The sequence below is a fragment of the Enterobacter sp. ENT02 genome (assembly GCF_019219165.1).
GTDB lineage: Bacteria > Pseudomonadota > Gammaproteobacteria > Enterobacterales > Enterobacteriaceae > Enterobacter > Enterobacter mori.
Genome location: NZ_JAHUWD010000002.1, coordinates 902,739 through 919,880 on the forward strand (window position 1 = coordinate 902,739; position 17,142 = coordinate 919,880).

The following is a 17,142-nucleotide window of genomic DNA, read 5'->3' on the forward strand; positions in this document are numbered from 1 at the left end:
AAGATTAACTCTCACTATGAATATTTAGCGCCCGGCGCGTACGCCCTGAACTCAGGTACTCGGCAATATAGTCCTGAGAAATCTCGCCGTTGTAGCGCCCGTCCTCATCCACAATCGGCATCCAGCTGGTATTGCTCTCATACAGACGTGAAAGCACCACGCGCAGGTTGTCTTCCGCTTTGCCGGTCATGCGGAACGGATGCAGGATGTCGGCGCAGGTACCGCTGGCGTTACGCGCTTCGCGACGCTTCACAAAGCCCAGCGGTTTGCCGTGCTCATCGACCACGGTAATCGCGCGAATGTCATTATCATCCATGGTTGAAAAGGCTTCGGGAAGCGGGGTAGAACCCCGCACCGTAATGGTCGGCTGCTGGTCGGTCACGTCTCCTGCGGATACCAGCAGCAGACGCTTCAGCGTACGGTCCTGACCGACAAACGAGCCGACAAACTCATTCGCCGGTTTCGCCAGCAGTTCATCCGGGCTGGCGCACTGCACGATTTTCCCCTGACGGAACACCGCAATGCGGTCACCGAGCTTCAGGGCTTCGTCGATATCGTGGCTCACCAGCATGACGGTTTTTTTCAGCTTGCGCTGCATCTCCAGGAACTGGTTCTGGATCACCTCGCGGTTGATCGGGTCCACCGCGCCGAAGGGTTCATCCATCAGTAGCACCGGAGGATCAGCCGCCAGGGCGCGGATCACGCCGATACGCTGCTGCTGGCCGCCGGACATCTCGCGCGGGTAGCGATTGAGGAACTTATGCGGATCCATCGCCACCATATCCATCAGCTCTTCGGCGCGGGTTTTGCAGCGCGCTTTATCCCAGCCCAGCATGCGCGGCACGACGGTGATGTTCTCTTCGATGGTCATGTTCGGAAACAGGCCAATCTGCTGGATCACGTAGCCAATGTTGCGGCGCAGGGTGACGGTGTCCATCCCGCTGGTGTCTTCACCGTTGATCAGGATTGTCCCGCTGCTCGGGGTAATGAGGCGGTTAATCATCTTCAGCGTGGTGGTTTTCCCACAGCCGGAAGGGCCGAGCAGGACGCACATTTCCCCTTCGGGCACGTTCAGGTTGACGTTATCAACGGCCTTAAAGGTCTGGCCGTGCTTCTGTGAAAATTGTTTGGTGAGGTTTTCCAGTTTTATCATTATCGAATCCCCTTTGGAGTCAGAACCACCTGCAGACGGTGCAGCAGCCAGTCGAGCACAATCGCTAAAAGACAAATCATCAGCGCGCCCGCGATCAACATGCGAATATCACTTCCGCCGATGCCGTTGAGCAGCAGCAGCCCCAGACCGCCCGCGCCGATCACGGCGGCAATCGCCATCACGCCAATGTTCATCACTACGGCGGTGCGGATCCCGCCGAAAATCACCGGCAGCGCCATCGGGATCTCAACCCAGCGCAGGCGCTGCCAGAAGGTCATGCCGATGCCGCGCCCGGCTTCGCGCAGGCCAGGCGGCAGGCTGTCGAGCGCCGTATGGGTGTTACGCACAATCGGCAGCAATGAGTAGAGAAAAACAGCGGTGATTGCAGGCAGGGCACCGATACCCTGACCGATCAGCGAAAACAGCGGGATCATCAGGCCAAACAGGGCGATGGACGGAATGGTCAGCACGATGGTGGCTATCCCCAGCACCGGCGTTGCCAGCCACTTGTGGCGGACAATCAGAATGCCCAGCGGTACACCGATGATGATGGCTAAACCTACGGCCAGCGCCACCAGCCACAGATGCTGCAGCGTCAGGGTTAAGAGGTAATCCCAGTTGTCCAGAATGTAGTGAATCGTCTCCATAGCGCCTCCTACAGCAGCTGTTTGCTACGCAGGAAATCTCGGGCGACCTGCTGCGGTGACTGATGGTCGATATCCACCTTCTTATTCAGTTCGGTGATAGCGTCGTTGTTGAGCTGGGCCGAGAGGGTGTTGAGCGCCTCTTCCAGACCGGGGTTGGCCTCCAGTGTGTCTTTACGCACCACCGGCGTCACCGCGTAGCTCGGGAAGAAGCCTTTATCGTCTTCCAGCACCTTGAGGTCGAAGCCTTTCACGCGCCCGTCGGTGGTGTAAATCAGTCCGGCATCGACAAACCCGTCGCGTACGGCGTTGTATACCAGGCCCGGGTCCATCTGGCGGATCTGTGGGCGATCCAGCTCCATGTTATAGGCCGCCTGAAGCGGTTTCATGCCGTCGCTGCGTCCGGCAAACTCCAGGTCTAAGCCCAGCAGCCAGTTTTTGTCCGGGTTGGTTTTACGGATCTGCTCAATCTTCGCCACCATCTCCGACATGGTGTTGATATGTTCCGCCTCGGCGCGCTTGCGCTGCATGGCAAAGGCATAGGTGTTGTTCATGTCGGCAGGCTTGAGCCAGACCAGACCGTGCTTCGCGTCCAGGCGTTTTACCGTCTCGTAAGACTCCTGGGGCGACATACGCTTGTTGATGTGGTTAAAGATGATCAGCGACGTGCCGGTGTACTCCCAGGTCATGTCAATCTGCTTGTTGATCATCGCGTTGCGGGAAATTACCGTGGCAATGTTGGTTTGCGGCTGTACCTGAAAACCTCTCTTTTGCAGGTACTGCACGGTCATTGCCGAGAGAATGTGCTGCTCGGTAAAGCTCTTGGTCGCCAGAATCAACGGGGCCGCCATCGCCTGGCTGGTGAAAAGCGCCGCGGCACACAGCGCCGTCAGGCTGGAAAACAGTCTCATAAAAGCTCCTTGTTATTGTTATCGAGCGAGATGGGGACTCATCGCGCGACCCAGCGCCGCCAGCAGGGTATCGAGGATCAGGGCGAACAGGGCGGTTGCCGCCGCGCCGAGGATCAGGGTCGGGAAATCGTTTAAGTAAATACCGGGGAAAATCAGCTCGCCGTAGCTGCTGGCACCAATCAGGAACGCCAGCGGTGCGGTCCCGACGTTAATGGCGGTGGCAATGCGGATCCCCGAGAGCATGACCGGCCAGGCGGCTGGCAGCTCAACCTGACGCAGACGCTGCCATTTGGTCATTCCGATGCCGTTTGCCGCTTCCAGCAGCGACGGCGGGACCGAGCACAGCCCGGCGTAGGTGTTACGCACTATCGGCAGCAGCGAGGCGAGGAACAGGGCGATGATGGCGGGCGTATCGCCAATGCCAATCACCACCATCGCCAGCGCCAGAACGGCCAGCGGCGGCAGCGTATTGCCGACGTTGAAGATTTGCATGACGTATTCGGCGATACCTCGCGCCGCAGGGCGGCTCAGCAGGATCCCGCTCGGAATACCGACCAGCAGGGCAAAGAACATCGACGAGAAAACCAGAATCATGTGCTGTTGCCCGAGATAGACCAGGTCAACCTGGCGCGCCCTGATCGTCTCCAGCCCAATGCCCCAGACGAGGAGGGCGAGAACCACGATAATGGCGCCGACAAACAGCAGCGAACGTTTGAGTAATGGGTGCATTGCGGTGTGTCTCCCTGTGCGCATGCGTTATAGCAACCACCGGTTGCCTGTTGTTATGCCATGTTTCGGCAGGGGTATTTCACCTATAGCAAGCGTTTGGGAAGGGTTCCAGCGAAGGGGTAAAATCAGTAACCCTATGAAAACAGTGACAACCTCGGGTTAAGCCTTATGGCGTAAGGGCTGAAAGAGGTGCAGGCAGAATAGTCCTAAAGACGAGAAGTGAATGTGACGTTGTCACAGGATCAGGCCGCACCGCTGACGGTGCGGCAGCGCGTCTACGCTGTTTTGTGCGCTTTAGATGTCCATTCCTGCCAGATGTTCTCAAGACCCTGCCGGTATGAGGTGACGGGGAAGTCGGGAAAATGCCGCTTAAATTTCGTCGAATCAAACAGGTTATCAACGTCGTATCTGGGCAACAGTTCACGCATTTCGCGCGCCCCCTGTGAAAACAGCGCCGTCGCGGCGAATGCCAGCTTGCCCAGCACGGTGTAGTCCGCTTTCTGGCCGAAGATACTGCAGGCGAGAGCGACAAAATTTTGATACGTGAGCCTTTCATCGCAGCAGGGCAAATGCCACGTCTGCCCGAAGGCATCAGGTGTATTGCCCAGCAGGGCGAGCGCACGACTGGCATCCGGCGTCCAGATGAGGGTGCGAAGCGTATCGTCACGTACCGGAACGCGCGGGCATTTGTGCTGCTTCAACCTGTCGATAATGAGCGTATTCGTGAAGCTCTGCGTTCTATCAGGCCCGTAAAACTCTGGTGCCCGACCGATGAGGACGGGAATGTCGCCCCGCTGCATTTCGGCAAGCACTCGGTTGGCCATTAGCGCACGCACGTTGCCTTTCCGTCCCCGGGGCGCAAAGCGCGTCTCTTCAGTTTGCGGCACGTCGCTCTGGGGGTACATGTAGGTATTGTCAAAATAGACGAATTTTGCACCCGCCTTTCGCGTTGCATCCAGCGCATTTTCCAGCATGGTTGGGAACTGACGCTCCCACAGTGCGGAATCCGGCGGCAGACCGGCGGTAAAATAGACCGTATCGCTGCCGTTAACCGCCTCCTGCGTCTGCTGCGCATCCAGAAGATTGGCCGCCACCGTGATATCGCTGGCGTGAACTTTCTGCGGATGGCGGCTGACCAGCCTGATATCGTCGGTATAGGCGCGTTTTAATTCGCGGGTCAGTTCACGGGCGATTTGCCCGCTGGCACCCAGAATAGTTTGCATATGAGCTCCCTGATGAGATGACGATCCGGTTGACCGTATAAAAAGTTTAAGCTTAAAGTTAACTTTAAGGTCAATACATAAGAGTAGATGCAATGAAAATTGGCGAGCTGTCGAAAATGACGGGTATTTCCCCGTCGCGTATTCGGTTTTATGAGGCGGAAGGTCTACTGCCGCAGCCTGTCAGGCAGGGGAACGGGTACCGCTCGTATTCTAAAGAGGCGGCAGCGCTGCTGAACATCATCGATAACGCGCAACGTACCGGGTTCTCACTTGAGCAAATACGCCGCTTCCTGCCGCAGCCGCAACAGCACTGGGATCATGAGGGACTGATCCAGTCCCTGAAGACGCGTATTGCCGAAATAGAAGCGATGCAGAAGCAGCTTGAGGAAAACCGCAGAGAATTGCTGACGCTGGTCGCAAGCATCACCAACCGTCCGGATGGGATCTCCTGCGACGTCAACATGCAGCGCCTGCTGGGGCAGTTGCAACACTCAGACGGTAGCCCGAACCCGTCGAACCCGCGTCGAGACGGTGATAATTGAAACGATAGCGACCACGGCGAGCATCAACCCGAGCGCCAGCATGGCGTTAAACCCGATCCACCTGAACAGCAGCAGTCCTGCGATACCGCCCGTGATAAACGAGAAAAGGGTGGTTAAGTGGGTTTTCAACTGGCTTTTTTGTGCCGCCGTATCTTTGGAGTAATCCCTGCGGAGCATTGCCACCAGTACGGAGGCCAGGGATATTCCCGCGTCTGTCAGCGTCCCGGTAATATGCGTCGATCTCACCCGTCCACTGGACAGCTGCGTGGAAGTGGAATTATGAATGCCCATCAGGCCGCACAGAAAAAGAATAATTTCGCGGTTGCTCGTGAGGGTATGAAAAAACATTTCGTAGAAGGAGACACCGGTCAGCAATATCCCTTCGACAAAAAGGATCTGGCAAAAAACCAACCGGACGTTATGGATAATGCCCCATATCACGATCGTGCGCGCAATAATGGCGCCTGCGACAAAGGAGAGAATAATCGACCCGAAGAAAATCATATCGCTCAGGTCGGTGGAAGAGACTTCGCTGGATAATTGTGAGGTGTTGCCGGTCATGTGTGAGGGGAAAAAACCAAATGCGCCGAGGGCGATGGCATTCAGTAAACCTGCCGAGGTCGCCAGCCAGAGAGCAAGCCGGCGATCCTCCTTATGCGTTCGTTCTTTCTTGAGTCTAATCAGCAAGAATACCTCCAGGTTGAGCGTTGCCTGAATAGTCAGGCTAGCAAAGCGGTGCAACGGGCTGTCCAGGATATGGCTTGATTATTATTCCTTCTGATACGTTTAAGGGTTTAGTAATTAAATAAAATATCCTTGCTCAACATGGGGGCGTAAATACTTTACATCATGCCGTTATTGCCGTGACGCAAAAACGCCGGGCGCTGATTGAGACGTTCAAACCAGGCCTCAATCGCGGGAACGTCGGGCTTATCAAACGGCGTCATCTTCCAGCGATTCACCGACAGCCCAAGCACCACGTCCGCAAGGGTAAACGTCTCGCCCGCTGCAAAGGCTCCGGTGCGCTGCAGCTGGTTTTCCAGAATGGTGATGCAGTGGTTCCACTCTTTTATTCCCGCTGCAATGCGCCGAGGGTCGTTAAAGTCCGGGTTTTTACGTCCCAGCGCCGGGAAGACATAGCGCCAGGCGTTATTGAATTCGGTTGCCTGCCAGTCCATCCAGCGCTCAACGTTGGCGCAGGCCTGCGGCTCTGCGGGCAGCAGCGTGTGACGTCCGGCCTTGCGCACCAGATAACGGCAGATGGCGTTGGACTCCCACAGCACGAAATCACCGTCAATCAGTACCGGCACCATGGCGTTGGGGTTCAGCGCGCGGAAGGCATCCGTTTCCGTTGAGGCAAAACCGCTGCCGTAGTCTTCCTGTTGATACGCGAGGCCTGCTTCTTCGCAGGTCCAGAGCACTTTACGAACATTGATGGAGGTGGTTTTGCCGAGGATGTTAATCATGTCGCCGCTTCTCTTCAAAGTGATGAATCGTTTAAAAACAATACACCAGCGGTGAAGAAAAGCGTCAACAAATCATCCGGCGAGTGATTTGTGAAGACGCGAAAGCAGAAGCGTCAACACAACCGCGCCCAGGAGCAATATTCCGCTCAATGCAAACGTGCTCTGCCAGCCGCTATGATCGAACACCATACCACCCGCCGTTGAGCCGAGCGCAATGGCGAGCTGGATCACTGCGACCATTAACCCGCCACCGGCTTCGGCATCTTGCGGCAGCGTTCGCGCAATCCATGTCCACCATCCTGTGGGAGCCGCCGTCGCCAGCATCCCCCAGAAGCTTAACAGCAGGGCAACGATCCACAGGCTGTGACCGGTCAATATCAACACGCCTGCAATGACGGCCATCAGCAGGGGAATGGCGATTAACGTCGGGTAAAACGCCGCGTTCAGAACCATGGCAACGAGCAGTGTGCCAACAAAACCCGCGACGCCGATGGTGAGTAAAATCAGCGATAAGCCAGAGGGACTGACCTGCGTGACGGTTTCAAGCAACGGCCGCACGTAGGTAAACAGCGCAAACTGTCCCATAAAGAACAGGCCGCAGGCCAGCAGACCCACAGAGACCGCTCGCTGACGGAACAAACGAAAAACGCTTCCACGCGAGGCATCGTACTGATTCCCTCTCATACCCGGCAGGCTAAAACACTGCCAGATGAAGGCGACTATCGCTACAGGAACCAGGCACAGGAAGGCACCGCGCCAGCCAATGGTGGCGCCGAGATAGCTCCCCAGTGGGGCTGCCACCACTGTCGCCAGCGCGTTCCCTCCGTTGAATATCGCCAGCGCGCGCGATACCTGATGCTGCGGAACAAGGCGAATGGCCGTTGCGGCAGACATGGACCAGAACCCACCTATTGCGATACCGATCAGCGCGCGGCCTGTCATGTAAACCAGATAGTTTGGGGCGAAAGCGATAATCATCCCCGAGAGCGCCATCAGGATCGTCATGCCCAGCAGAAGGTGTTTGCGGTTCATATTCCCGGCAAGCCGGGAAAGGAAGAGACTGGTCAGAACCGCCAGCGCGCCGGAAATTGCGATCCCCTGGCCAGCGAGCCCTTCTGTAACGCCCAAATCTCTGGCAAGGGGCGTGAGCAGGCTGACGGGCATAAATTCCGAGGCAATCAGGACAAATACGCACAGGGTCATGGCAAAAATACCGCCCCAGTGCGCGCGTTCCTCATTCTGTGAGGTGGTAGGATTCAGAGTGGACATAGTCATCTTTCACGAAACACCGCCCGCTTAACACGGGCGGCGGAGCGGTTTATTTCAGGCTGGTTTTGAAGAACTGTTCAAACTGCGCGAAAGGGATCTTCCCGGCAACGTTGTCGTACAGATCGACATGGTTTGCGCCCGGAACAATCACCAGTTCCTTCTGCTTGCTGCCGACCGCTTTAAACGCATCTTCAGCAAAGTAGCGGGAGTGTGCCTTTTCACCGGTTACGATAAGCGTCGGGATAGTAATTTCCCCGGCATAGCTCAGCAGCGGCATATTCATAAAGGATAATGGTGTGGTCGCGGTCCATGCGCCGGTGGAGTTGACGGAACGCGCGTGGAAGCCGCGCGGCATGCGGTAGTAGTCATAGAACTCCTTCAGTACCGGATGCGGGTCTGCTGGCAACGCCTCTGGCAGAATACGTTCAGCCGCCGTCACCTTGCCGTTCTCATCGACATAAATGTCATGACCGCCGTGCGCGAAGGTCCCGTTCTCAGCATCTTTCCAGCGCTGTGCGTTCAGATACTGCAGAACGGCACGGCGGTCAGACGTTGAATAGCGATCTTTCCCGTCGCCCACGCCGTGGCCCATCGCCCGGCTCATGTCATACATCACGCTGGTGGCGACCGCTTTCACGCGGGTATCCATGGAGGCCGCATTCAGCGCCATACCGCCCCAGCCGCAGATGCCGAGAATACCAATGCGGTTACGATCAACCTCTTTCTGCAACCCCAGGAAATCCAGCGCCGCGCTAAAGTCTTCGGTATTGATATCCGGAGACGCGACGTTGCGCGGCTGGCCACCGCTTTCGCCCGTATAGGACGGATCGAACGCCAGGGTCACAAACCCATTCTCCGCCAGGGTCTGCGCATACAGGCCGCTGGACTGCTCTTTGACTGCACCAAACGGCCCGCTGACCGCAATCGCCGCCAGCTTGCGGTCGCCGCGTTTTTTGGGAAGATACAGATCGCCCACCAGGGTGATCCCGTATCGGTTCTGGAAGGACACCTTACGGTGATCGACTTTGTCACTTTCGGCGAAGGTTTTATCCCATGTACTCACCATCGAAACAGGCGCGTTTGGGTTGGTGGTTTCTGCATAACTCATTGTTGTCACTCCACTTAATGATGCACATAGCAACATCGCAACGGACAGTTTTTGGGTAAATGTTTTCATGGAAATGAACCCTGGGGTTGTTGTGTTGCGGTCATTATAGTTAGCAGAAATAGTGCTGATTAGAGGGCGAAATCTGCTAGGATTCATATCATATTGTTATAAATAGGTGGGCATGATGGCAAAACGGGAAAACTATAATGAGCTGTACCTGTTCATGCAGGTGGTACGGGAAGGGAGCTTCACGGCGGCCGCGCTTCGGCTTGGGCTGGCGCAATCCGGTATCAGCCGCTCGGTTCGCGAGCTGGAAGCGCGATTGGGCGTTCAACTTCTGGTCCGCACCACGCGCAAGCTCTCGCTTACCCACGCCGGGGAACAGCTTTATCAGACCGCCGAGTCTGCATTCGATACGCTCGATACGGGTCTGGCGACCCTGGCACACTATCGTCAGACGCCGTCCGGCACGGTGCGTATTAATGCCAGCCAGCATGCTATCGATAAATGTCTGCTGCCAAAGCTCGCCATTTTTAAACAGCGTTATCCGGACATCAGGCTGGAACTGATGAATGAAAGCCGCTTCGTCGACATTATCGCCGAGCGGTTTGATGCGGGTGTCAGACTGGGGCCGGAAGTGGGGCAGGGAATGATTGCCGTGCGTATCACGCCTGATATGGAAATGGCCGCAGTGGCTGCCCCGGAACACTTCAGACGCTACGGTTTTCCGCAGACGCCAGCCGATTTAGTGGATCATCCCTGCATTGCCTATCAGTTTGCCGACGGTAGTGACTATCAGTGGGAACTGGTGCAGGACGGGAAAAAAATCACCCATCGGCCAGAGGGACAATGGGCGCTGTCTGACAGCTACATGGAAGCTGAAGCCGCCCGGCTGGGGCTTGGGCTGGCCTATGTCCCGGTGGAGCTGGTGGCTGACGATCTGGCGCGCGGAACGCTGATCAGGGTGTTGCAGCGCTATAGCCTGCGCATGGACGGGTTGTACCTCTATTATCCGCACCGCAACGTGTCGCCTGCCCTGAGGGCTGTGATCGATACGCTGAAAATATAGCTTTATTTCAGGGATAAAGAGAATGGCAGGAACACGCCTTCATTCATTTGGAAGATTTAAAGAGGGTATTGCAAGACGGACAGACAAGTTGAGAGCCTTTCTGAACGCGGCTAAAGCTGTGTTCTGAATCTTTTGCACAGCCTGGACATGTGCATTTCACTAAATAATTACGATGAGTTTGTGTTTTTTTACGTACTGACATAGGGAGCTCCTGCTATAAGGGGACAAAAACAATACACGATTAAAATGATGATGACTTATTTTTTTAACAATATTTGAAGAGATGAAGACGTCAGGAAGTATAAATAAAAAACCCGCTCGGGGCGGGTTCATTTTATTATCAGTAGCACATAACTGCTCAGGCCAACGCCTTCATCGCTATCGTAAGCGCCACTGATAATGAGCACCTGTTACAGTGCAGTGACGTTACCGGCCGCAGGGCCTTTAGCGCCATTTTCAATGGTGAAGGACACTTTCTGACCTTCATCCAGAGTTTTGAAGTTATCGCCCTGGATTGCAGAGAAATGCACGAATACATCTTTGCTGCCGTCGTCAGGAGTGATAAAGCCAAAACCTTTATCTGCGTTGAACCATTTTACTAAACCAGTCATTTTATTAGACATAGATAATTCCTTAATTTATGAGCCACATAGTGCGGCGATGATGGCCTGTATTGAGAGAGTTACTTATTTGGCACTTAGGAGAAGGCTCATGAAGAAGGGATATCTAAGGATAACACCTGAACTGAGGACTGCTTTACTAAAACTGCTTTCATAAGGTCTGTTTTCCAAACCGATGACGCTATTAAGACATAGAATATTTATTACCGCAATGTAAATATTATTTTATTTTAACCATTTAAACACCCGGATGGCTGAACGGCTGATAATATCCTGAATACCCTATTAGCTGCCGAGGCCTGGCAAGAACCCAATATCCGCACCGTAGCGTGTCGCCTGCGCCTGGAGCGGTGATTGATACGCTTAAAATTGAGGGCAGCGTTGTCATTCTGGAAGGCGCCTCGCAAACCGCAAAGTAACCTTATGAAATTAAGTGTTAGGTCTTTTTCTCAACGGGTCGCGGTCGTAAAGTGCCTGCGTTGCGGCACATCCGCAATCGGGCGTAGGAACCCGCATCTACAGAGCGATATTTTTATGTCGCGACAACGCCGATCTCGTTAAAATTGCGGTGGCGCTGACGGAGCAGCCGCAAGGCTGGCCGTTTTCTCTGTGGGCGGTATTCCTACCTCTGTCAGCGCTACCCCCTCGAGCGTAGGAACTCATCGGGTGGTTCACCCAATTTTTATACACTGAGGATGCCTTACGATGGCTACTATCCCAACCCTGACTTACCTTCCATCTGACGAAAACGTCATTCTGCAACTTATCTCCCGACCGCTTCCGGCTGATGCCGATCTATTTGACGTCGCCGACAACTGCGCCGCGCTGGTGAGCGTGCTGGTCGAAACCGATGATGCCACGAGCCGTACTGCGCTGTGTGAGCGTCTTCTTCAGGCCCTGCGCAGGCTGCGTAAACTCTGCGATGTCGATCTTCCTCCCCACCTGATAGAACAGTTGATCATGGGTGAGAAACTGAACTCCTGCGTGCCGGATTGCTGGCAGGACACCCTGACTCAGGTGGACTATGTTCTGGCGCTGACGCAAGCGGTTATGGGGGGCACGCTGCCCGCTTACGTAGCGAAAGAGCTAACGGGCCTGCTGCACGATATGGTGTGGCTGCTGGCTGAGTTTGTGAAGGAGCCGCGCATTACTGCGCATTAAGGACGCTGACGGGGAGGGGCGGCAGTGCCCCTTTGAAACCATGTAATTAATGCGATCAGTTCCCGTTATCCAGAAGCGACGTACCGTAGGAGTTGTCGATAGTACAAAGCCAGCGACCGTCGCTTTCCTGCCGAAAAACATAGGTAGCGCGACGCGACATTTCTGTTGTCCCTCCCTGACCATCAGGAAAACGCAGAACGGTTTCCATGATAACGAGCGCATTATCACCTCCTTCGATCACCTGCATCTCTCCTTGTTCGACAATCAGCTGGTCCTGGAAATAATCAGAGATGGCTATAAATGCTCTGCGGATATTGTCTTTGCCTTTCACGGTCATGCCGGGCTTGACCACCAGAGCCGCGTCGTCGGCGTAGTACTCCATCAGGGCGTCATAGTTTTTGGTGGTGATGGCGTGGTCACAGGATTCGATTATCTGGCGTAGCGGATGTGTGGTCATGCGCGATTCCTCGTTATGGGCTAATCAGGTATTAACGTAACAGCCTGGTGCGTTTGTATAGCTACCAGGTTTTATGGCTGGTAGCGTTGAGGGAAGAGGTGGGGGAGGTAACGTTAGGTCTGCTAAGAGCGAAAAGCGGACATGTAAATATCTGTCAAAAAGGCAATTTTTATCTGCCACTTCCAGTGGTTGGCGGACGGTCAGGAGATAATAGAAACAAAACATAATCATTAAATGACTGAACAATGAAATTGTATAAACATTCATCTTAGATGACAATTTCAAATGCATTTCTATAATCCCCCCAGTTCAAACCAGACAGAATCTAACCACTGCAAGTAGTTTTAAAATCATAGGAAAATAACGTGCCTCAGCAGAAGCATATGAAAAATACACAACACATTTCAAAAATACACACTTTTAAAATTTCCATTGACTGATATTTTTAATTTATTTTCGTAAAAAAATCGACGCCCTATCCGGGTTTATTTTACATAGATGAGAAAGATATAGCGCCCTTCGATTAAATTTGCCTTCAGTAAGGTCATCAATGTTTTTCCTGAATGGATACTTAACCCGTGCAGCTATGCCAAAGTCACTAATGCTTGCATGAGCTTTGGTAAGTTTAGCTATCCCATAAGTGCCATAGCCAAAATAGCAACAGGATATATATGCTATGCAGATATCATCTGCTGTTGTTACTTTCCTGATAAGAATGGCTAATATTTGCTCTCTTATTTTTCTTCGAACTGTTTTCTCATATCTTTTAGTTATTGTTCTAACAAATTGTTGGTCTATAGTACTTGCGCCTTGATGAATATTTTTAAATGATCTCAGATATATAGTTCTTAAAATAGCAACTGGATCAACACCCCTGTGTAATAGTTGTCGATGATCCTCAGCCACTCTTAATATATCAATCAAAGATAAAGATATAGATCTTTCATTTATCGAACTAAGCCTTATATAATCAATGCATTTATAATAATCTTCCATAATACTTTTTACCCTGAATTTAAAAACGATTAATGCCAATAGCAAGTATGGCGATGACAGTAAGGTAATCAAAAAGCGCTTCGCTGCCATTTCACGTCTCCTGATGAATCTGCAGCTGTGGACCAAAATTTGCCATGCATAGCATCTGCATTCACCTTTTGGAAATACAACAAAATGGTATAACTCCTTAACTCACCTTCCATTTTTATATTCAATGAGGCATGATTTTTCCTTAAGTAATTTCTCTTAATCACCCCTCGAACCTCTCCAGTACTTCTATGCTTACCAGTGTATGGTCTTATATTATTATTGTTTTCAACGTCTTTTGTTTTCTCAATAAACCCTTCAATGTTATTGTTGTCACATATTAAAGTCAGTGTATAAAATGTTTTTAAATTCAAGTAGGGATTGTATGCGGATTTTAGTGTTTCACATTCAATTTCAAAGACGCCCGAAAAATTTGGTGGCGGTTTAATATATTCTTTGAATATAAAAATCAATACAGCTGCAATGAGGGTAGCAACAGCACCACTTAAGATTTGATTTGTGGAAATAAAGGTTAGAGATGGCTCAAGCCATTCCCAAAATATGTTAAAAAATCAGTGAATTTATTCATAAATTTCTTTTGACAGAATGTTTCTTATATAATGTTACATTTCTGAGAAAAAAGCAACTTCGCCGATTAAAAACTAGCTCGCTGGAATTTATGAGCTTCATGTTATGAATACATTCCTATCCCATAGGGAATAAAACCCAATCTATAGAATAAAAATCCAAATTTTATCTTAACAAATCAGATAAAAGGCACTTATACTATAAAGGCGCTTGTGTAAGATCAAATTTTTAATCCTATAAGTTACAGATTGAAGCAACAGTGACTTATAGTGCGCACACTTAAGAATCTCCGATGACGATGGTAGCGGGAGACAACTTTTGACAACTCTCTCCTGTTACCAACTGACTGACTTGCTCCGCGTTGAGAGATTTATAGTTATGCCAGCTTTGTCCACTACTGGCACAAAGTGGACTGCGCCACGAACAAAAAATACCCTGTTAGCGCCAACATCAAAGAAACAGCGGATGCTGCACAACGCGCGATAAGAAGCAGGCTTACGTGCGCAGCGACGATTGGCTGACTGGTCTGTGAAGATTTATGCGACGGTCAGAGCAATGCAATCCCGCAATGTTACCGGCCATCCCGTTTTAGCGTGCTACAGGGCCAAGACGAGGTTTCTGATCTTTTCAGCCTTTTCAAAATGGTCCAGTTTCATCTCCATAATCCACCAGTGCGCCACTTCCATAAGCAGTTCAGGATCGTCATTTTTATTAGCAAAAAAAGCATAAAACGAAAGCCCAACGTTGCTTCCCTTTGAAGCAATTTTTGAATCACAGATCCGGATGATTTTTTCCTTCATTCCTTGCCGCACGTCATCTCCTTTACTCTTTTCATGTTCGGGCTAAAAAAAAGCCGCAAGCAGATGGCTGCTTGCGGCTACAGGATCGTTGATGACGCATTCTGAGAATCAGGCCGCTTTTACAGCCCTGATCTTTTTCGTGTCAGCCGCATCGGATTCAGTTTTATCCGTTGTAGCTGGGGCAGTGAGATCGGGAAGTTTGCTGGTACGCAGAATATGCTGCACGGTCTCTTTCTGCTCGGCGAGATACAGGCCAAGATTCTCAGCCTGCGTTTCATCCATCTGCATTCCGCTTTGCAACAGCCAGTCGGTGAACGCGTCTGCCATATCGAGCAGCTTGTCGTGAGCGTCAGCTTCTTTCTTACTGGCAAAAGTCATTTTCTCTTCACCTTTTCTTACGACAACAAATTTTGTTTCAACAGCCATCGTGCACCTCGCTATACTGTAATTATATACAGTATAGCAGCTACAGATCGAAGTTGCAGCAAAATATGCATTACTGGCGCAGTTGCTGTGTTTCCGGGCCACCCATGCTCCGCCGCCATGCCCCAGGTGCCTGACCATACTGACGCTTAAAGCTGCGGTTGAAGGACTGCTGGGAGTCAAAGCCCAGCGCGATCGCCACGTTCAAAATCGGCTCGTCGCTGTGGGTTAAGCGCTCAACCGATTTTTGCAACTTTTGCGCGCGAATATACCCGGCGAGGGGATAGCCCGTATGTTCTTTGAACAGGCGCTGGAGATGCCATTTTGAGTAGCCGGAACGCCTGGCAACGGACTCAATATCCAGACGGCTATCCAGGTTGTTGTCGATCCAGTCGAGTAAATCATGCATAAATGCGCCAGTGTTCATGTTGTTACCCCCACGCTGCATAGAGAAAAGTATCTTTATCTGTTGCATTTAAAGGTGGCGCGTTTTTGTATTAATTGCAAGTTTTATTGTTGCATTTAAATCCCTGACCGAAACGGGTGTTTTAACATCGACTCAAATAGCACATTAAGTGCAACAATTATTCTTGCACTTAATTAAGCGCCTTCCTACAATCGCCGGGAATAGTGTATTCGCAACTGTTACAGTTTTGTGGCGATGAACGACACAAATGGCCTTAAGCCAGCCACCGGACAAAGGAAGTGGCGCAGCGCCTCCCGCTGCGTCTTGCCCGGCGGCTACAATTACCGGAATAAAAATAATGAGCCTGCAAAAAACCTGGGGTAACTTTCATCTGAGCGCGCTGGGGGCGATGTTCGCCTCCGTGCTGCTCGTCGGGTGCGATGACAGCGTCGCGCAAAACGCTGCGCCACAAGCACCCGCTGTCAGTGCCGCTAACGTGGTCGTGAAATCCATCAGCCAGTGGGATAGCTTTAACGGCCGGATCGAAGCGGTGGAGAGCGTTCAGCTACGCCCGCGCGTTTCCGGCTACATTGATAAAGTGAATTACACCGACGGCCAGGAAGTAAAAAAGGGTGAGGTGCTGTTCACTATCGATGACAGAACCTATCGCGCCGCACTGGAACAGGCGCAGGCTACGCTGGCGAGAGCCAAAACGCAGGCCAACCTGGCGCGTAGTGAAGCGAACCGTACCGATAAGCTGGTCAATACCAACGTGGTATCCCGCGAAGAGTGGGAGCAGCGTCGTTCGGCTGCCACCCAGGCGCAGGCCGACATTCGCGCGGCACAGGCGGCGGTTGATGCCGCGCAACTTAACCTCGATTTCACCAGGGTCACCGCGCCTATCGATGGTCGCGCCAGCCGGGCCCTGATCACCAGCGGGAACCTGGTGACCGCGGGCGACACCGCCAGCGTCCTCACCACGCTGGTCTCGCAGAAGACGGTGTACGTTTACTTTGACGTGGACGAGTCAACCTACCTTCACTATCAAAACCTGGCCCGCAGCGGGCAGGGGGCGTCCAGCAATCACACGGCGCTACCGGTTGAGATTGGCCTGACGGGCGAGGAGGGATATCCCCATCAGGGCAAAGTGGATTTTCTGGATAATCAGCTAACGCCGAGTACCGGCACCATCCGCATGCGTGCGCTGCTGGATAACGCGCAGCGTCAGTTCACGCCGGGACTCTTTGCCCGCGTACGCCTGCCGGGCAGCGCGGAATTCAAAGCCACGCTTGTCGACGACAAAGCGGTGCTGACCGATCAGGATCGCAAGTATGTTTACGTGGTTGATAAAGAGGGCAAAGCACAGCGTCGCGATATCACACCGGGACGTCTGGCAGACGGGCTACGCATCGTGCAGCAGGGGCTGAACCCTGGCGATAAAGTTATCGTCGAGGGTTTACAAAAAGTGTTTATGCCGGGTATGCCGGTTAACGCCAAAACCGTTGCCATGACCGCCACCAGCGCCCTCAACTGATCCCTTGACCTGAGAA

At 52.5% G+C, this 17,142-nt stretch carries 20 protein-coding genes; 4 read left to right on the top strand and 16 right to left on the bottom strand.

The window, feature by feature from the left end; all coding sequences use genetic code 11:
- Positions 1–4: 4 nt before the first annotated feature.
- The 5 genes from osmV to KW829_RS10340 form a co-directional block, all read right to left on the bottom strand.
- Positions 5–1,153, bottom strand: coding sequence for an osmoprotectant ABC transporter ATP-binding protein OsmV (gene osmV, locus KW829_RS10320; protein WP_010430562.1), 1,149 nt, complete (start codon positions 1,151–1,153; stop codon positions 5–7).
- Complete coding sequence (osmW, locus tag KW829_RS10325; protein ID WP_006808875.1) at positions 1,153–1,800, bottom strand: osmoprotectant ABC transporter permease OsmW; 648 nt, start codon at positions 1,798–1,800, stop codon at positions 1,153–1,155. Before osmW ends, osmV begins: the two co-directional genes overlap by 1 nt.
- Before the next feature lie 8 nt (positions 1,801–1,808).
- Complete coding sequence (gene osmX / locus KW829_RS10330) at positions 1,809–2,708, bottom strand: osmoprotectant ABC transporter substrate-binding protein OsmX (protein ID WP_218308141.1); 900 nt, start codon at positions 2,706–2,708, stop codon at positions 1,809–1,811.
- A gap of 18 nt (positions 2,709–2,726) precedes the next feature.
- Positions 2,727–3,437: an osmoprotectant ABC transporter permease OsmY gene (gene osmY / locus KW829_RS10335; protein WP_042718248.1), complete on the bottom strand. Its 711-nt coding sequence runs from the start codon at positions 3,435–3,437 to the stop codon at positions 2,727–2,729.
- Between the two features lie 275 nt (positions 3,438–3,712).
- Positions 3,713–4,660, bottom strand: coding sequence for an NAD-dependent epimerase/dehydratase family protein (locus KW829_RS10340; protein WP_218308142.1), 948 nt, complete (start codon positions 4,658–4,660; stop codon positions 3,713–3,715).
- Positions 4,661–4,752: 92 nt separating this feature from the next.
- On the opposite strand from KW829_RS10340, the gene KW829_RS10345 reads away from it, so the two are divergent.
- The gene (locus tag KW829_RS10345) at positions 4,753–5,202 is read left to right on the top strand and encodes a MerR family transcriptional regulator (protein ID WP_218308143.1); all 450 of its coding nucleotides are present in this window, start codon (positions 4,753–4,755) and stop codon (positions 5,200–5,202) included.
- Here KW829_RS10345 and KW829_RS10350 read toward each other — a convergent pair.
- The 4 genes from KW829_RS10350 to KW829_RS10365 form a co-directional block, all read right to left on the bottom strand.
- A complete protein-coding gene (locus KW829_RS10350) occupies positions 5,152–5,889 on the bottom strand; it encodes a YoaK family protein (RefSeq protein ID WP_218308144.1) in 738 nt (245 codons plus the stop codon). The two genes, KW829_RS10345 and KW829_RS10350, sit on opposite strands and share 51 nt — an antisense overlap.
- 155 nt (positions 5,890–6,044) lie before the next feature.
- A complete protein-coding gene (locus KW829_RS10355; protein ID WP_218308145.1) occupies positions 6,045–6,668 on the bottom strand; it encodes a glutathione S-transferase family protein in 624 nt (207 codons plus the stop codon).
- Between the two features lie 72 nt (positions 6,669–6,740).
- The gene (locus KW829_RS10360; RefSeq protein WP_218308146.1) at positions 6,741–7,937 is read right to left on the bottom strand and encodes an MFS transporter; all 1,197 of its coding nucleotides are present in this window, start codon (positions 7,935–7,937) and stop codon (positions 6,741–6,743) included.
- A 49-nt stretch (positions 7,938–7,986) separates the two neighbouring features.
- A complete protein-coding gene (locus KW829_RS10365; RefSeq protein WP_218308147.1) occupies positions 7,987–9,114 on the bottom strand; it encodes an alpha/beta hydrolase in 1,128 nt (375 codons plus the stop codon).
- A gap of 115 nt (positions 9,115–9,229) precedes the next feature.
- Here KW829_RS10365 and KW829_RS10370 point away from each other — a divergent pair, with 115 nt between their 5' ends.
- The gene (locus KW829_RS10370) at positions 9,230–10,114 is read left to right on the top strand and encodes a LysR family transcriptional regulator (RefSeq protein ID WP_218308230.1); all 885 of its coding nucleotides are present in this window, start codon (positions 9,230–9,232) and stop codon (positions 10,112–10,114) included.
- A 43-nt stretch (positions 10,115–10,157) separates the two neighbouring features.
- Here the strand turns inward: KW829_RS10370 and KW829_RS10375 are convergent, their stop codons facing one another.
- Positions 10,158–10,316, bottom strand: a complete 159-nt coding sequence (locus KW829_RS10375) for a YnfU family zinc-binding protein (RefSeq protein ID WP_213329513.1) — start codon at positions 10,314–10,316, stop codon at positions 10,158–10,160.
- 208 nt (positions 10,317–10,524) lie between these two features.
- Positions 10,525–10,737 (bottom strand): RNA chaperone/antiterminator CspA, encoded by a 213-nt coding sequence (cspA, locus tag KW829_RS10380; protein ID WP_010430585.1) that lies wholly within the window; start codon positions 10,735–10,737, stop codon positions 10,525–10,527.
- Positions 10,738–11,439: 702 nt separating this feature from the next.
- On the opposite strand from cspA, the gene KW829_RS10385 reads away from it, so the two are divergent.
- On the top strand, positions 11,440–11,895 hold the full coding sequence (locus KW829_RS10385; protein ID WP_218308148.1) for a hypothetical protein: 456 nt from the start codon (positions 11,440–11,442) through the stop codon (positions 11,893–11,895).
- A 55-nt stretch (positions 11,896–11,950) separates the two neighbouring features.
- Here the strand turns inward: KW829_RS10385 and KW829_RS10390 are convergent, their stop codons facing one another.
- The 5 genes from KW829_RS10390 to KW829_RS10410 all read right to left on the bottom strand — a co-directional run bounded on the left by KW829_RS10390 (position 11,951) and on the right by KW829_RS10410 (position 15,613).
- Positions 11,951–12,352, bottom strand: coding sequence for an SgcJ/EcaC family oxidoreductase (locus tag KW829_RS10390; protein ID WP_218308149.1), 402 nt, complete (start codon positions 12,350–12,352; stop codon positions 11,951–11,953).
- Positions 12,353–12,802: 450 nt separating this feature from the next.
- On the bottom strand, positions 12,803–13,438 hold the full coding sequence (locus KW829_RS10395; protein WP_218308150.1) for a transglycosylase domain-containing protein: 636 nt from the start codon (positions 13,436–13,438) through the stop codon (positions 12,803–12,805).
- Between the two features lie 1,121 nt (positions 13,439–14,559).
- Positions 14,560–14,775 carry a DUF6500 family protein gene (locus KW829_RS10400; protein ID WP_218308151.1) on the bottom strand — a complete coding sequence of 72 codons (216 nt, stop codon included), beginning with the start codon at positions 14,773–14,775 and terminating at the stop codon, positions 14,560–14,562.
- Positions 14,776–14,871: 96 nt separating this feature from the next.
- Complete coding sequence (locus KW829_RS10405) at positions 14,872–15,189, bottom strand: YebG family protein (protein WP_010430597.1); 318 nt, start codon at positions 15,187–15,189, stop codon at positions 14,872–14,874.
- Between the two features lie 70 nt (positions 15,190–15,259).
- Positions 15,260–15,613: a helix-turn-helix domain-containing protein gene (locus tag KW829_RS10410; RefSeq protein ID WP_029485062.1), complete on the bottom strand. Its 354-nt coding sequence runs from the start codon at positions 15,611–15,613 to the stop codon at positions 15,260–15,262.
- A gap of 337 nt (positions 15,614–15,950) precedes the next feature.
- Here KW829_RS10410 and KW829_RS10415 point away from each other — a divergent pair, with 337 nt between their 5' ends.
- Positions 15,951–17,126, top strand: coding sequence for an efflux RND transporter periplasmic adaptor subunit (locus KW829_RS10415; RefSeq protein ID WP_089598737.1), 1,176 nt, complete (start codon positions 15,951–15,953; stop codon positions 17,124–17,126).
- Positions 17,127–17,142: the final 16 nt, after the last annotated feature.

Bases quoted from the DNA above. Each gene is read 5' to 3' on its own strand.
- KW829_RS10355 (WP_218308145.1), bottom strand. From the start codon at position 6,668: ATGATTAACATCCTCGGCAAAACCACCTCCATCAATGTTCGTAAAGTG.
- KW829_RS10410 (WP_029485062.1), bottom strand. From the start codon at position 15,613: ATGAACACTGGCGCATTTATGCATGATTTACTCGACTGGATCGACAAC.
- osmW (WP_006808875.1), bottom strand. From the start codon at position 1,800: ATGGAGACGATTCACTACATTCTGGACAACTGGGATTACCTCTTAACC.
- KW829_RS10360 (WP_218308146.1), bottom strand. From the start codon at position 7,937: ATGTCCACTCTGAATCCTACCACCTCACAGAATGAGGAACGCGCGCAC.
- KW829_RS10395 (WP_218308150.1), bottom strand. From the start codon at position 13,438: ATGGCAGCGAAGCGCTTTTTGATTACCTTACTGTCATCGCCATACTTG.
- KW829_RS10370 (WP_218308230.1), top strand. From the start codon at position 9,230: ATGGCAAAACGGGAAAACTATAATGAGCTGTACCTGTTCATGCAGGTG.
- KW829_RS10405 (WP_010430597.1), bottom strand. From the start codon at position 15,189: ATGGCTGTTGAAACAAAATTTGTTGTCGTAAGAAAAGGTGAAGAGAAA.
- KW829_RS10340 (WP_218308142.1), bottom strand. From the start codon at position 4,660: ATGCAAACTATTCTGGGTGCCAGCGGGCAAATCGCCCGTGAACTGACC.
- osmY (WP_042718248.1), bottom strand. From the start codon at position 3,437: ATGCACCCATTACTCAAACGTTCGCTGCTGTTTGTCGGCGCCATTATC.
- KW829_RS10375 (WP_213329513.1), bottom strand. From the start codon at position 10,316: ATGTCAGTACGTAAAAAAACACAAACTCATCGTAATTATTTAGTGAAA.
- osmX (WP_218308141.1), bottom strand. From the start codon at position 2,708: ATGAGACTGTTTTCCAGCCTGACGGCGCTGTGTGCCGCGGCGCTTTTC.
- KW829_RS10385 (WP_218308148.1), top strand. From the start codon at position 11,440: ATGGCTACTATCCCAACCCTGACTTACCTTCCATCTGACGAAAACGTC.
- osmV (WP_010430562.1), bottom strand. From the start codon at position 1,153: ATGATAAAACTGGAAAACCTCACCAAACAATTTTCACAGAAGCACGGC.
- KW829_RS10415 (WP_089598737.1), top strand. From the start codon at position 15,951: ATGAGCCTGCAAAAAACCTGGGGTAACTTTCATCTGAGCGCGCTGGGG.
- KW829_RS10365 (WP_218308147.1), bottom strand. From the start codon at position 9,114: ATGAAAACATTTACCCAAAAACTGTCCGTTGCGATGTTGCTATGTGCA.
- KW829_RS10345 (WP_218308143.1), top strand. From the start codon at position 4,753: ATGAAAATTGGCGAGCTGTCGAAAATGACGGGTATTTCCCCGTCGCGT.
- cspA (WP_010430585.1), bottom strand. From the start codon at position 10,737: ATGTCTAATAAAATGACTGGTTTAGTAAAATGGTTCAACGCAGATAAA.
- KW829_RS10390 (WP_218308149.1), bottom strand. From the start codon at position 12,352: ATGACCACACATCCGCTACGCCAGATAATCGAATCCTGTGACCACGCC.